The sequence below is a fragment of the Aliivibrio sifiae genome (assembly GCF_002954715.1).
GTDB lineage: Bacteria > Pseudomonadota > Gammaproteobacteria > Enterobacterales > Vibrionaceae > Aliivibrio > Aliivibrio sifiae.
This window is the reverse complement of record NZ_MSCP01000002.1, coordinates 1,501,410-1,516,618: the sequence shown is the minus strand read 5'-3', so window position 1 is coordinate 1,516,618 and position 15,209 is coordinate 1,501,410. Positions and strand designations below refer to the sequence as shown.

The following is a 15,209-nucleotide window of genomic DNA, read 5'->3' as shown; positions in this document are numbered from 1 at the left end:
CCAGAAACAAATAGTTAAAGAAGTGTAAATGAAATTGCTGATTAACTGGTACTTGCGTATACAATACGCGTAATAGCATAAAAATAATATCAAAAGGAAATGACGATGACAGCAGCCATAAAAGTGAGTTCAGTAGGGAAATCAGTGATCTCAAATGATGCTGAACTAACCATTTTAAAAGACATCTCTTTTGAGGTGCAATCAGGCCAAAGTGTGGCGATTGTTGGTACATCTGGCGCGGGTAAGTCGACATTAATGACTTTACTAGCAGGGTTAGATATCCCGACTTCTGGAGATATTGAATTGTTAGGGCAAAGTTTATCTCAATTAGATGATGAAGCTCGTGCTCAAATTCGCAGTGAATCCATTGGTTTTGTTTTTCAGAGTTTCCTTCTTATCCCGTCATTAACTGCGCTCGAAAATGTCACTTTACCTGCGATTTTGCGAGGAGAGGGTGAAGATATTCAAAAGGCAAAACAGCTGTTAGATTCTGTAGGCCTATCGGGACGTGAAACGCACCTTCCTTCACAACTCTCGGGTGGCGAGCAACAGCGAGTGGCACTAGCCCGCGCGTTTATGACTCAACCGCGTATTTTGTTTGCAGATGAACCAACAGGAAATCTAGATCAATCTACTGCAGAGCACATCATTGAACTTTTGTTTGAGATGAACCAAAAACACGGCACAACCTTGGTGCTTATCACTCATGACCCTAAGCTTGCACAGCGATGTGAGCGCACACTTACTATTAATGCAGGACAGATTAATGAAGAGGTGAAAGGAGGATGAATAAAAAAGCATTGAGGCCAAATACATCAGAAGATAATAAATCGTCTGGAAAAAGAATGATATTACGTTGGAGTTGGCGAGAGATATGGCAAGGTCAGTTGTGGCCTGTAATGGCAGCATTAACCTTGATAGTGGCTTGTGTGGTGGCTTTATCTGCCTTGGCTATCCGAGTCGAGAAAGTCATGACAGATCAAGGCCGATCCATGATGGCTGCCGATCTTGTGTTTCGCTCTGCCAATCCAACCCCTGAGTTTATTTTGCAACAAGCGCATGACCAACATTTAGTTTTATCTTCTCAAGTGCGTTTTCAAACTATGGCATTCAGCGACACTGGTATGCAATTGGTCAGTGTAAAATCGGTAGAAAGTAATTACCCACTTCGCGGTGAGCTTTTATTAAATGGGGTGAACAATGAAATACACACTCATGTTCAACAAGGTGAAGTGTGGATCGCCGATCGCCTCTTATCGTTATTAGAGTTAAATATCGGTGATGTCATTGCCATTGGTGACGCTGAATTACCAATCAGTGGTGTGATTGAATCTGAACCTGAATTAGCGTTTAACCCATTTAGAACCATGCCGAGTGTGTTTATTCATCAGTCTGATTTAGATAAAACTGGTGCGATTCAACTGGGTAGTAGAGTGCAATATCGAACCTTATTTAAAGGCGATGACAGTGCTATATCGTTACTGCAAAGTGATTATGAACTGCAAGCTGGAGAGCGTTGGATAAGCGAAGAAACCCAAGGTCGAACCGCCGATTTAATGCAAAAAGCCAAACAATATTTATCGCTGACTATTTTGATGGTGATATTAATGGCATCGGTCACCTTGGTGTTAACCTGTCAGCATTACGCAACTAGCCGTGCTAATACGGTTGCGATGTTAAAAAGCATGGGTGCAAGTAAGCAATGGCTGAAACGTTGGTTATTAAGCCAAGTGGGTTTGATGTTCTTTACTGGGGTGGTTGCAGGCTCTCTTATTGGCCTAGGATTAGAGCTGTTATTACGTATCCCATTAGCCGGAATTTTACCTGAAAACCTACCAAGCTATGGTTGGCAGCCGTTTGCGTTTGGTTCTGTTGTTGCGCTGTTTATTGGTTTACCTGCGTTGGGTATTCCATTATTGCGCTTATTGGACACTCCTGCGATAGCGGTACTTCAATCTCAAATGACCGCACCTTCTAAAAAAGGCTTGTGGCTAATTGCGGTGCCAGTAGTCGCTTTCTTATTTATGTACGGCAATAACAGCCTAGTCTGGATGGTATCGGTTGGCTTAGTGGTACTGTTTGTTCTACTTGCCGGTGTTAGCTACGGTTTAGTGCATCTGTTTGGACGCTTTAAATGGGGTGCAGCGATGACCCTAGCGCTTAGCCGTATTAAGCGTTCTCCAAAAAACAGCATGATGCAATTAGCTGCACTCTCTGGTTCGTTGATGCTAGTTGCTGTGATTTGGTTAGTAAGAACCGATCTGTTGGGAGATTGGCAACAAACGCTTCCGCCAGATGCTCCCAATGTTTTTGCGATGAACATTGCCCCTTATGAACAACAAGAGTATTTACAAAAATTAGATAATGAGAAATTAGATCGATCGGAAGGCTATCCAATTGTTCGTGGTCGCTTAACTGAAATTAATGGTGAAAGCACCAAAGAGAAAATGAAAGGAGAGGGGCAAGGCTCAGATGCGCTACGTCGTGAAATTAACTTTACATGGCGTGATGCTTTACCTGTCCACAATGAAGTAGTTTCTGGGCAGTGGAGTGCCTCTAATGGGGTTTCGGTGGAGCAAGATGTTGCTAATGATTTGGGCATTCAGATTGGCGATACATTGAGTTTTTCTGTGAATAGTCAGTCTTTTTCTGCGGTAGTTAATTCGATTCGAATTGTTGACTGGCAGAGCATGAAACCGAACTTCTATTTTATCTTCACGCCGGATGTGATTGCCGATTTACCAGCCACTTGGTTAGTGAGTTTTAAAGTAGATGACAACGAAAATACCTTATTGAATCAATTGGCTCGTGATTACCCAACCGTGAGTTTATTGGATTTTAGAACCATGGGTGGAAAAATCCAAGCTATGCTTGCTCAAATCACATGGTCGTTAAGTGTATTAGCAGGCTTAGGTGTAGTGAGTGGTGTGCTGTTGATATTCACTTTGCTTCGGTTGAGTTTGTATCAGCGCCAACGAGAAATAACCCTTTATCGAACCCTTGGTGCAAGCCGACAGCGTATTAGTCAGACACTATGGAGTGAATACGGGGTAATGGCATTAGCCGCAGGCTTTGTTGCAGTGATGGGTGCAGAAGCCATCGTATTTAGCTTAGTGAAATGGGGTTTTAAACTAGAACCTACATTGCACATAAGCATGTGGATTGTGCTGCCATTACTCGCCATGATGATTGTATTTATGAGCTTGGTCAGTGTAATAAAACAGTTATTGAAACCATTAAAATAACGCATTATTAGCGTTAGTTTTATTAAATAACAAAACCCATTTATTCAAATTGGATAAGTGGGTTTTTATTTATGTAAAGTGCTAAACCAATGCTCTAACTGTGCGATTTCAGTTTTATTACCATTAATAATCAGCAAGTTATTTTCTTTCACTTCATTCCATGTCATTGCTTTTGTTGCAAGCGCGTCCAGTACATCAAGTTCTGTAATAACTAATAATTCGTCTTTTTTTGGTAAAGTATCTCTGCCTGTTATATTTACCCCATTATCTAACGTTACTTTACTGTAATGCCCTTTAATGGCTTCAAAGAGGCTGAAGTTGATTTGGTGCTCATTGGGTTTAGCTAAGGTAGATTTTATGGTAAATAGTTGAAAATGGTCGGGCTTATTACTGTTGTTGAGTGTGTTATTTCTTCTAGTTTCTATGATGCTTTCAAATACTTCTAATGAACCAGGTTCAGTAATTAAGCTGAATCCTGTGTCTTGATGCAAACCACAAGCAAAGCTGAGTGATGAAACAAGCGTTAACAATAAGGTCAATTTTTTAATCATAGTGGTGAGCTTCCCCAATAATAATCAAAGAAAAAATAAAGGAGCCGCAATTCGACTCCTTTCTATTCATTGCTTATGAGATTGATGGTGCCTAGCGAACAATCAGCATAATGTCTTCAGGACTCATTGCTTTATCAAAGTAGCTCATGAAAAGACCAAAATCAGGCAAACTGCCATTTGAGAAACTAAAGTCACCAGATTGTAAGTGCTTACCAATGATTTGCTGAGCGTTAGGACCTGACATTAATATTTGGTTTAACACTTCACGAGAGGTGTTAATTTGTATATCAGCGTTCTCTAATGCCGTTTCGTGCAGTTGAGCAATACCATTGCGGATCTCGATGGTAAATGACTCATTGGTATCGGAGAAATTGTACGTTAATGCCATTTCTACATTCAGTGTATTTTCTGCGATAAGGGTTGAAGTCATCATGTCGAAGATTTGCTTACTTGGTAATGCCGTTAATACATCCACAGAAGCGAAGCTGATCATGTTAGAGAAATCACGAGTGCCTTCAAGCTCAGCGGCTGAGTTTAACGCCCAGTTTCTCCAGTTAATGTTCACTTGATCTTCTGCCCACGCTTTATAAGCCACCGCTTTTAGTTTGCGAGCTTCCATATCATCTTTGTTTATCGTGATTGGGTAAGATAGGATCTCTGCAGCAAAGGTATAGTTCTCTGCTTTTATTGCTGCTTTTGCTGTTTTCATGATGTTGTCACGACCGCCCATGATCTCAACAAACGCTTTTGCACGTTGCTCATAAGCCATGGGTTCTAACTGCCAAGGGTCTGCTTCAAAGAAGCCATTGTAGCCAACATAAATCTGACGAACTGCGTGAGCAACAGTACCGTAGTGCTCACCTAGCCAAGGGTGTTCAGCTAAGTGCTTAGGTAGCTTAACCACTTCAACCAATTCATCAGGAGTAAGTCCTTTGTTCATATAACGAATTGTTTGGTCATGCGTATATTGAATCGCATCACGATAAGAGGTCAGAACATTAGCAACGGCTTCTTTGCCTTCAACAGGGCGACCGTGTGAGTTAATCATTATTTCAGTATCAAACTGGCGCATGGTATCAATGCCTTTGAACCACATTGATGGGTCACGGAATTTAGTACCACGAATCGTATGTAGGTTGGGGAAGTTCTCACCTTGCAGTACTTCTGCTGCGTGTAGGATCTTTTGCTCAGGAAGATAAACAACCACTTCATCTTTTGTTTCCGACGGTACGTTTACGATTTGCATATGTACGCCTGAGATAGTGATGTCTAGCGTGCCATTCGCTTCAATCAGCATATTTGGTTCGATGAAAGAGATATCACCTTGCATGAAGCGAGGACCAAGACCATCGTTTACTGTGCCATGTTCACCTTCTTCCACATGTTTTGCGCCCGTGTAAGAGGTTCGATGACCAAATAATGTACCTAAGTTAGAAGACCAGTTTGCAACTGCTTCAGTTAAGCCTTCTTGCGCGATGATCTTCACTTCACCTGAAGCGACTTCAGCATCGGTAGTCCAAGCTCGAACACCTGAGATATGGTCAATATGGTTATGAGAATAGATGATTGCTTTTACTGGCTTATCGGTGATCTTACGAAATTGATCACGCACCGACTCCGCCCTTTGCACAGATTCGCCAGGATCAACAATAATAATACCATCATCACCCTCAATCATTACTGGTGTATCAAGGCCAAAACCATAACCTAAGAACACGTTGTCATCGACTTGAATAATTGCTTGGTCCATTTTACGACCATGCTTTGTCAGGATTGGGTGTACGTGTTCTGATTCTTCGGTAAAAGCAAGAGAGTCACCGGTCTTAGACAATACTTTAATGCGCTCACCCTTACCCCAGAACAGGTTTGATTTATGCTCAAACAGCACTTCACTTTTATAACGAGCATCAAGATCAATATTTTGGTATTGAGCCGCAGAGCTCGTTTGCAGTGATTGACCCACAGTAGAAGTGGCTTCTGTTACTGGTGTTGCAATTACACTAGATGTGAATAAAGCACCTGCGATTGCGATAGGTAGAGTCAGTTTTTTAAATGTATTAGTCATGGTTACGACCTTCTTATATTTTTAGACTGTGAAGTAATTTCTTGTGATTAATTTTAGTTACTTAAGAAGGGGCAACATAGGGGCTAATCCGAATTCAATTCATCGCTTTTACGATAGGTTGCTTTGATTATAGTGCTAACTTTAGGTGGATTTAATGTGGTGAGTATCTCAATAAGTAAGAATAGAGTTCACCTATATGATCGCTTTACGGTAAATTACTTAGGTGATGTGAATACAGTGAAGATGAGCATTTATGCCTAATGATATTCCAAATTTTAATTTATTAGCGGTATTTGCTGCCGTGATGGAACAAGGCAGTTTAAGTAAGGCCGCAGATCACCTTAATACCAATCAATCAACGATAAGTACTGCATTGGGGAGATTAAAAGCAGAAGTAGGGCAAGAGTTATTTGTACGTAGCGGGCGTGGCGTGGTGCCAACGTCTTATTCCACCAGTTTGTATGCAGAGATCCAAGGGCCTATTCAACAGCTTAATGGCGTGTTTCAAGGCTTTGGTGAGTTTGACCCTAATACTTCAGTTCGAAATTTTGTTATGACAGCGCCAGAGCACCTTCAATGGATATTGCTTAGAACCTTTGCTGATCGACCAAAAAAGAACATCTCATTAGAATTGTTTGAGCAATCAGACAACGATGAAACCATGTACGATGGATTGTTGACTCAAAAGTTTGATGTGATGATCGATATTGTCCCACCAACTCACCCTAATATAGAATCCACCCACCTTTTTGATGGTGAGTTTGTGATTGTGTGTCGCAAAGGGCATCCAAGAATTAAAGATATATTGAGTATCTCTCAATATATGTATGAAACACACGCCGTTTTAGAGCGAACAAGAAACCAAATGTATACACTTGGTCATTATACTTCGATAGACATCACCAAGCGTAAAGTCGCTTACCATGGACGCTCAATGTTCAGTAACATGCTGTTATGTAGTCAGACTGATTATCTTACCGCTGTGCCACTTTCAATGGCATTGCAGTTTGAAGAGCATTTACAACTTCAGGTTCTTAAACCGCCTTTTGAATCAAAACAGATTTCTAATTATCTAATTTGGTTAAAAAAACTAAAACACGATCCAAGCCATAAATGGTTTAGAAATGAGTTGATATCAACAGTGAAAGATAATGTATCTAAGATGATGGATGTAGATTATAAAAAATAAGCAATCATCTTTCTTTATCATATATTTATTCTGATGTTATTAATGCCATATTATTAATGTGACATTAATAACAAAAGATAAATTATGAATGTTATTCAACTTTAATCTAAAATTCTTTTAATAATGATTTGATTTGGGAAGTGATTTTTAATTTGGTTAACCGTGTAAGATGATGTTCCTTGTTTAATATTATCAATAGGTGCTTCTGTAGCAACTTCAATGGTTAAGCCAAATTCATGAGCTTTGGACTCAAATTTATCAAATACCTCTTTTTCTTGTTTTGTTAGCTTGGTTAAATCTTTACCTTCTAACTCTAATACTTGATCTAATAATGATTTGTCTTCTGATGTCATTTTTTTATTCTCGATAAAAATGTTGATCTGACTCTACTCCTTAATTTTTAAAATGAAAAGTATAAATATTTACTGAGGATTAGGCTTTAAGGTTGTTGTATATCAATGGGTTAAACTATGGTTATCTAAGGTTTCAATATTGTTTTATTTGAATAATAGAAACATCATACATATCAATCTTGTTATTTAAAGTAGGTTAATGAAATAGTGTTTTTTACTGTAAATAGTCTACGGTTAGTAAGAATAAATAAATAGTTGATATGGGATTAAACTAAGAGTAATGTGAAAAATTGAGGTTATTAGATCACTATATATTTATAACTCATTTTTAATAATGATATTAAGTTGAGTTACAAATGTTAATGTGGTTTTAATTTTACATATATAATATTAAAGGTATTTAATTATGAAAATGAGAAATATTTTATTCACACTTATATTAGCATGTTCATCTACTCTAGCATCAGCTAATGATCAAACAGCGAATTATCAGGATGAATTTTCAAAGCCTGTTGATGGGATAAATACAGTAGAATCTGTATTGAATGCTAGTGCTGTCATAGAGGACACTCCTATCTTACTGACAGGGTATTTAGTCGAGCCTTTAGGCAAAGAAGTGTATGTATTTAAGGATGATACAGGAACATTAAATGTCAAAATTGATGGTGATAAGATGCCAAGCTCACAAGTAAAACCAAATGATAAAGTGACGCTTAAAGGCGAAGTAAATAAAGAAGATAATTACCTTATTTACGTAGATAGCATCACTGTTGATTGATAAAAATATAGCTCGTTATGGTATTAAAACATATTAATCCTGTGAGTATGAGAGGCAATACATTACACTGCCCATCTCGTTTATTTAAAGGATTACTATGAGAACTCTATTTTTAACGTTAGCCCTGACTTTTTCTGCTGGCGTTGCTGCAAATACTACGAATGAATCTACAGATGCGATTGGGACAACATCAACCTTAATCAGTACTCCTGTTGATACAAAAGCAGCGATGAAAGAAATGAGATTAGAATTTAAGCTAAGTGAGCGTGCAAATTCTGTCGAAGAAATGACTCAATCCGTATTGAAGTTAGAAGCCTTAATTGATTATTTGAAACAAGGGGAGTACACCCCAGAGAAACAAGTAATGTATCAAGAAGGCTTTAATAAACTTTCAGCGTCTGTTGAGTTAATCAAGGCTGACTTAAATGCGGGCGATTTAGAGAAGGCGCAAGATACGCTTGCTCAAATTGATGAGCTACGAGTCGAGTATCATAAGAAACGTAACCCAAGTATTTGGAGTAAAATATTTGGGTAGTCGCAATTTAGTGAGATATAAAAATGGAGCCAATTAGGCTCCATTTTTGTTATTTACTATTCTGTGAGATAGAGTGATTAACTATTATACATCTTATCGAAATTCTTCTGATTCCAACCAACCATCACTTGATCACCAATCTTAAGAACGGGGATAGAACGAGCACCCATGGCTTGTAATTCCTTGCGACCTCGTTGCATTTTTGCATTGGTTAATCTGTATGCAATTTTTTTAGAATCAAGATAGCGCTGCGCATCTTTACAGTGTGGGCATTTATCAGCGACATATAAAACAACACGTTTCATAGGGTTCTCTCAAATTAAATTGGGCTATACAACTAGCGTAGTTTATACAAACAAGTAAGGGAATAACTTACGGCGCTCTTCAGACGTTAAAGCTTCAACACGAGCAATGTTTGTGTCTGGAATTGCTTCAGGATTTGGGTAGTGTTTTAGCACTTTTTCCATGCTCTCTTCACGAATAAGGTGAAGTACTGGATATGGAGAGCGATTGGTTAGATTCTCATCGTCTTCTGGTTCAGCACCGCCAAAACAATAATCAGGGTGGAACGTTGCAATTTGGAACGTGCCTTCCCAGTCTTGCTGTTTGATTAACGCATCAACCCAATCCAAGAAGAAATTGTAATCCATAAAATCTTGCAGCATGTTTGGAATGGCAACTAAAGTTGTTTCTAACTCTTCTGCAGTTTTAGAATCTAGGTTCATTAACTCTTGCAGAACGTCCTCAAGCAGAGTTTCTTCTGTTGTTGCTTCTGATACAAAAATTTTGATTTGTTTATTACGGTTTGGTTTAGCCGCAAATGGACAAAGATTAAGGCCGATAACCACATCTTCTAACCATTGTCGAACTTCTTGTTCTATTTTTTGAATATTCATGCTGACTTCATTTTTATGTACAATATTTTTGGCAAGAATAACAGATTATCATTGAGTTTAGAAACCACCAGCCCACGAATCAAACTCTGAAATTGTATTCAATTCTTGTTGTGTTAATGGTTTTGGATAATAAGGTAAGCGTAGTAGTTCTTCTGAAGGCAGAATTTTCCAATTAGGTGTGAGTAAATGACGCTCGATTCTTTCTTCTACACGAACATAAAGGTAATAACCATCAGAATGGGTATTTGCATAGCTAGCAATGGTTGCGATGACACCAGAAGGGAGTTTAACTTTTCGTCCAAGAGGAAAGCGTTGATGAAGCGCAAAGCTGACTTCTAAATCTTCGGTAATACCTTGTCTAAATTTTGATAAACCAATAGCTGTGGAGGTACTGCGGTACGTCCATCCCACTAATAATAAACCAGCAAGAGAGTCGCTGAACGGTTTACCTTTTAGTTGCTCAAACGTGTCCATGAATTGAACGGTGACACGATCTTGGTCTTGTTCATGAACTTGTAAAAATTGTTCGCCATTTTTGTCTGCGAGTAACTGCATATCTTAACCATTCTTAATAAACCCTTTACCATTCTACCTACATAAATTGAAAATAGGGGCTTCCAATTGAAGATTGATTAAATAACCCTTCCTCAAGTTTGTCTGAGGTAATCGGTTTTGAGTAGAGATAGCCTTGAATAATATCAACCCCTTCACGGCTAACAAAACGTTCTTGGTTCATGTTCTCAACCCCCTCTACGACGACTTTTAGTTGTAGCTTTTTAGCAATATTAATCATGGCACACACGATGTTTTGATCGGCAGAATTATGTTCAATGTTATCAATAAAGCTCTTGTCTATTTTTAACGTATCGAATGGGTATTTTTTCAAATATTGGAAAGACGCATAGCCGGTGCCAAAATCATCAAGCGCAATGGATATTCCCATTTGGTGTAGTTGAGTTAAGGTATCAATGGCGAGTGCTTCATCTGCAATTAATCCGCTTTCAGTGACTTCTAACTCTAAATTTTTAGCTGGGAGGTTATAGAGTTCTAGTAGTTGTTGAATGTGTTGAACAAAATATGGGTCTTTTAATTGCACGGCAGAGATATTGACGGCAGTAACAAAGCTTGGTGAATGTAACACCCATTCAGAGGTTTGTTGTACTGCGCTTCTAAGTGCAAAATTACCTAATTCGTATATAAGTCCATTTCGTTCGGCTAATTGAATTAATACATCATTAGAAATCGAGCCTAAGTGAGGATGGTCCCAACGTAGTAGAGCTTCGCAGCCTAACCAACGTTTTGTATAAGGGCATACTTTTGGTTGATAGCTTAGAAATAGATCATTGTTACGTACAGCTTCTAATAAATAACCTTCAATTCTGTGCTCAGAGAGGGTTGATTTGATTGGTAGAGAACGATCTGAAATGGTAAATGTTTTACCTAAATTTTGGCATTCAACCACTGTATTATAAGCACATTGTAATAATTCAGTGCGAGAGGCATCGTCTTTAGAATGCACTCCGCCAATATAGCTTTGTAGGTGTATGGTTTCATTATTATTTGAGAAACTGGCTTGTCCAATTTCGGAAAGATGATGACAGAGTTGAGGCAGTTTTTCTTTATCAGCATGGACGATGAGTAAAATGTCGGAGGAGTCTAAGCGGCCAGTGACGGAGGTATCGGTTATTTTGGTTAATTTGGAGCGATATTGAGTCAATAGAAGGTCAAAGACGGAATGTCCATGTTCTTGTTGAATTTTTCGACTATTTGCAAAATGGATATGCAATAAAACAAACTGCTGATTTGTGTTTATCAATTTATCCATGTGGCGATAGAGAGCGATTGGGTTTAAGAATCCGGTGCCAACATCATGATTTTTATGGTATTCAACTTTTTGCTCTGCAGCTCGTCGAGAATCGATTTCATTGGCTAATTTTGTGTTTATTTCATTTATGTGTTTATTATTTTTTGCGATTTCTTGTTGTAGTCTTTGATGGTTTTTTAGTAACTCGGAATGCTGAAATAGGATACTAAGCTGTGCTTCAATAGATTGTTGGTATGTTTTTAATAGTTGCTGATAAGTTTGGCTGAATGTGTTTTCTTTATTATCAAGAAGACAAACCGTGCCAAATGGTGTGTTATCTGGCCAAAATAAAGGTAGGCCACAATATGCAATCATATTAAGAGAGGCATCAGGGCTGTCTTTCCATTTTGAATCTTTTAATGCATTTGGAACGATTAATTGGTGGCGGTGTTTAACAACGTGTTCGCAATACAAATTCTGATTTAGCGGTTCTTTATGCCCCTCAATATAAGGGTTTCCATTAGATGAACTGGATGAGAAAACTTCCATATTATCTTCATCAATACGCATAACAAGAGCAGCAGGCACCTTCGCAAGATCGGCAAGTACATTAAGCATGTTCTGCCAATCTTGTTGTATTTTTTCAGGAATGATAATCGAAGACGTTAGCGACTTCTGCATATTAAGGCACCTAGTAACCAGCAAAAAATTTACACATATTGTCATACTAGCAGGTAAATATACTCCGCATTCGTCTCATTTGTAATACTGTGATGTCTTACTATTTATAAAGTAAGTGGTTGTATCTGTTGGTGTAAGAATATGCTGGCTATTGTCCTCGAGCAAAAAGCATTACTTTTATTGTCATCAACAAAATAGAGATGTCAGACTTTAACCAACTCGATATGGATCTTAATGACAATGCATAGCTATGATCAAACCCTACTTTTGAACGAACATCATCAATACAGGTATCGTAACCTTGGTTGATTTGAGCAAGTCCGGTGATCCCTGGTAATACACCATAAGTGCGCTCACTAAAGTAAGGGATTTCTCGTTCCAATTTATTATAGAAAGTTGGTCTTTCTGGTCTTGGGCCAACTAGCGACATGTCCCCTTTTAGAACATTGAAAAACTGTGGCAATTCATCTAAACGGGTTTTTCGTAAAAAGCGACCAACAAGAGTGACTCGAGTATCGCCTTTGGTTGCTAACGTTGCTCCTGTTGCTACTTCTGCATCTTGTACCATGCTTCTAAATTTAATCATTTCAAAAACCTGAACTTGCTCTGGCATTGCCTTTCCAACGCGTAATTGACGATAGAATATTGGCCCCTTTGAATTGAGCTTAATCGCTAATGCAATGAAAGGAAACAAAGGTAAAGTGAGCAATAAACCAATGAGTGATAGGCAAATGTCGAAAATACGCTTTGCTCTAATGATTGGTTGATTAATAGTGTAATAAGAATCCATCATAATATGCTTCCTTAATCATTTGTGCGCACGATGCCAAAAAGAGGTGGGTTTATTAAATAGGTAGTTAAGTCCACCTAATAAGTTTGCGGTGTGTCCTGTGACTAAGTAGGTTAACGTTTGGCAATATTTATTTGAGAATAAGGTAGGGAAAAGAAACCCCATTAATCCAATACCATAACCTAAGGTTTGTCCGATAAATGCAACTAAGAAAATGGGATTTGATAGAAGAAAAATAGAACCGATATAAGCGAAAATCATGAAATAAGGCATGGTTAACCTTAGCCCTTTTCCAGAGAAAAAAGTAAATGCAGTGCCTTTGTATTTTGGGTTTAGTAGTGGAAATAAGCGCAGCAATTGTTGCAGGTTCCCTGCTGATATTCTTAGACGTCGAGTGAAATCTTCATCTTGCATTACGTGTTCTAATTCTAAAGCTTTAATGCTTGGCTCATAAATGGCTTGATAGCCTTGTTCTACTATTTTCATTGGTAAGATAAAGTCATCATTAATGGCGTCTTTATCTAATGGGGTAAATAATTCTTGTCTGAATAAGTAGAAAGCGCCATGAGAACCTAAGCTAGAGCCAAGGGTTGATTCTTGTTGCTTGATTTTAGTTTGGTATTCCCAGTATTTTTTCTCACCCTCTGAGCTCGGATCAAGCAGGTGATATGTCGGGTTCACGACGCCGACATTTGGGTTTTCAAAGTGTTTTGCTGCGATAAGTAAGGCATCATATGAAAGTAAGGCTGATACGTCACTTAGGGCAATGATATCGCTGCTGTATTGAGGGATTAATTGATTAAGCAGTGCCACTTTCCCTTGGTTGTGCTCAAAGTCATGAACTTCAATATGCACATCAGAACACACAGCTTCTTGAATGGTGTTATAGGCAATCTCAAGCGTTTTATCTGTACATCCATCACTGGCAATAATTATTGATAGCTTGTTTGAAGGGTAATCAAGGCAAGACAGGTTACGAATTTTATCCGCTATCCATTCTTGTTCATTATACGCTGGAATAATCATGGTGATTGTCGGTAAGGTGCGATCAAGCTTTGATTGATGAAAGCCTCTTGGTGTGACATCTACGCTGTGTTGTGGGTGTCGTGCTGAAAACCAACGTAAAAACATCGGATACAGCGCATGATGGTAAACCACAGCAAAAATACTAAGAGAGGTAAGGATGATAAGGACAGTATTCATATAGATACTCCTGAAAAATATAGGTTCTCATAGGCGCTTGCCATGGATTTAGCATCGTTGTGATTTAAGATAAATGTTCTTGGATTATCTTGTATTTGTTGGTTTGTTAGTTCTTCTATTGCTGTTGCGAGTGATAATGGAAGGTTATTATTCACTAATTTACTTGATGTTGGGCACAAGGTTTCAGAAACACCTCCGACGTTGTGTGCGACACAAGGTATTCCACAAGATTGAGCTTCTAAGGTTGAAAGTGGGAAGCCTTCGTTATTCGATGGAAGACAAAAAATATCCAGTGATTGATAGAAAGTTGGCATTTGCTCAATGTGACCAAGAAAATGGACTCTGTCTTCTAATTTATATTGGCGAGTTAAATGCTGTAAGTAGTCTTTTTGAGTTCCCGAACCCGCTAATAGTAAGTGGTAATCATCTTTTAAAAAGATCATGGCCTCTATTAAATTTGGATGCCCTTTTACTGCTTCTAAACGAGCAGCATTACCAATAAGTTTTATGTTTTTAGGCAAATGCAGACCTAATTCTTTTCTGGCCTGATGTTTGTTTCCTGTTGTAAATTTATAAGGGTCGATGCCATTTTTTATTGTGTGGATGGGGTATTCTTGGAAAATATTTTTTAAGGTGTTTTTTACAAAATTAGCATCTGCAACCAATTTTGGTTTAGATAAAGAAAGAGCCAATTTTTGTAAGTAGAGGTGTTTTTTTGTATTTAAATGCCAAGCATCATGCTCGGTATGAACATGGTTTACCTTACGGTTTAACATTGCAGCGAAACCAGAATAAAGCAAAGGACCAATGTGATGAGAGTGGACTACATCAACCTTGTATTCTTTAAAAACGGTTAGCAACTGACTAATGGTTGATAATGAGAACCCTGCTGGTTTATTTAAAAAGATAAGCTGATGTTGGTATTCTTTTAATCTAGGCCAACCATTGAGTGCGCTATCTAACGTACCATCTAAGCTCACTACCATGATGTTGTGTTTAGGGTTCGTAAACGTCAACATATCTAAAACCATGGCTTCTAGCCCACCAGGTGCAAGATGTTGAACGACGTGAACAATAGTTTTCATGGTTAGCTCCTTCATAATAATATTTCTGTTTACT

At 38.4% G+C, this 15,209-nt stretch carries 15 protein-coding genes; 5 read left to right on the top strand and 10 right to left on the bottom strand.

Features of this window, described 5'->3' with window-relative positions:
- Positions 1–105 precede the first annotated feature (105 nt).
- Together BTO23_RS17840 and BTO23_RS17835 are read left to right on the top strand one after the other, a co-directional pair.
- Positions 106–789, top strand: coding sequence for an ABC transporter ATP-binding protein (locus tag BTO23_RS17840; RefSeq protein WP_060993151.1), 684 nt, complete (start codon positions 106–108; stop codon positions 787–789).
- Positions 786–3,245, top strand: coding sequence for an ABC transporter permease (locus tag BTO23_RS17835; RefSeq protein WP_105064201.1), 2,460 nt, complete (start codon positions 786–788; stop codon positions 3,243–3,245). The genes BTO23_RS17840 and BTO23_RS17835 overlap by 4 nt, the downstream gene beginning before the upstream one ends.
- Before the next feature lie 65 nt (positions 3,246–3,310).
- Here the strand turns inward: BTO23_RS17835 and BTO23_RS17830 are convergent, their stop codons facing one another.
- Both BTO23_RS17830 and BTO23_RS17825 read right to left on the bottom strand, forming a co-directional pair.
- A complete protein-coding gene (locus BTO23_RS17830; RefSeq protein ID WP_105064200.1) occupies positions 3,311–3,796 on the bottom strand; it encodes a hypothetical protein in 486 nt (161 codons plus the stop codon).
- Between the two features lie 91 nt (positions 3,797–3,887).
- Positions 3,888–5,861 (bottom strand): alkyl sulfatase dimerization domain-containing protein, encoded by a 1,974-nt coding sequence (locus BTO23_RS17825; RefSeq protein WP_105064199.1) that lies wholly within the window; start codon positions 5,859–5,861, stop codon positions 3,888–3,890.
- 253 nt (positions 5,862–6,114) lie between these two features.
- Between BTO23_RS17825 and BTO23_RS17820 the strand changes: the two genes are divergently transcribed.
- Complete coding sequence (locus BTO23_RS17820; protein WP_105064198.1) at positions 6,115–7,050, top strand: LysR family transcriptional regulator; 936 nt, start codon at positions 6,115–6,117, stop codon at positions 7,048–7,050.
- Positions 7,051–7,151: 101 nt separating this feature from the next.
- On the opposite strand, the gene BTO23_RS17815 is transcribed toward BTO23_RS17820, so the two are convergent.
- Entirely contained in the window at positions 7,152–7,403 is a 252-nt protein-coding gene (locus tag BTO23_RS17815) for a hypothetical protein (protein WP_105064197.1), read from the bottom strand.
- A 406-nt stretch (positions 7,404–7,809) separates the two neighbouring features.
- Between BTO23_RS17815 and BTO23_RS17810 the strand changes: the two genes are divergently transcribed.
- Both BTO23_RS17810 and BTO23_RS17805 read left to right on the top strand, forming a co-directional pair.
- The gene (locus BTO23_RS17810; RefSeq protein WP_060993156.1) at positions 7,810–8,181 is read left to right on the top strand and encodes a YgiW/YdeI family stress tolerance OB fold protein; all 372 of its coding nucleotides are present in this window, start codon (positions 7,810–7,812) and stop codon (positions 8,179–8,181) included.
- A 97-nt stretch (positions 8,182–8,278) separates the two neighbouring features.
- Positions 8,279–8,716, top strand: a complete 438-nt coding sequence (locus tag BTO23_RS17805; protein ID WP_060993157.1) for a cytochrome b562 — start codon at positions 8,279–8,281, stop codon at positions 8,714–8,716.
- A 77-nt stretch (positions 8,717–8,793) separates the two neighbouring features.
- Here BTO23_RS17805 and BTO23_RS17800 read toward each other — a convergent pair whose 3' ends face one another.
- From BTO23_RS17800 to BTO23_RS17770, 7 genes are all read right to left on the bottom strand, one after another.
- A complete protein-coding gene (locus tag BTO23_RS17800; protein WP_045104395.1) occupies positions 8,794–9,021 on the bottom strand; it encodes a glutaredoxin family protein in 228 nt (75 codons plus the stop codon).
- 42 nt (positions 9,022–9,063) lie between these two features.
- Positions 9,064–9,612, bottom strand: coding sequence for a DUF1415 domain-containing protein (locus tag BTO23_RS17795; protein ID WP_105064196.1), 549 nt, complete (start codon positions 9,610–9,612; stop codon positions 9,064–9,066).
- A gap of 57 nt (positions 9,613–9,669) precedes the next feature.
- Positions 9,670–10,167, bottom strand: coding sequence for a hypothetical protein (locus tag BTO23_RS17790; RefSeq protein WP_105064195.1), 498 nt, complete (start codon positions 10,165–10,167; stop codon positions 9,670–9,672).
- Positions 10,168–10,204: 37 nt separating this feature from the next.
- Entirely contained in the window at positions 10,205–12,097 is a 1,893-nt protein-coding gene (locus BTO23_RS17785) for a sensor domain-containing phosphodiesterase (protein ID WP_060993160.1), read from the bottom strand.
- A gap of 148 nt (positions 12,098–12,245) precedes the next feature.
- Entirely contained in the window at positions 12,246–12,890 is a 645-nt protein-coding gene (locus tag BTO23_RS17780; protein WP_060993161.1) for a sugar transferase, read from the bottom strand.
- Positions 12,891–12,905: 15 nt separating this feature from the next.
- Entirely contained in the window at positions 12,906–14,090 is a 1,185-nt protein-coding gene (locus tag BTO23_RS17775) for a glycosyltransferase family 2 protein (protein ID WP_060993162.1), read from the bottom strand.
- A complete protein-coding gene (locus tag BTO23_RS17770) occupies positions 14,087–15,175 on the bottom strand; it encodes a glycosyltransferase (protein ID WP_105064194.1) in 1,089 nt (362 codons plus the stop codon). The genes BTO23_RS17775 and BTO23_RS17770 overlap by 4 nt, the downstream gene beginning before the upstream one ends.
- Positions 15,176–15,209: the final 34 nt, after the last annotated feature.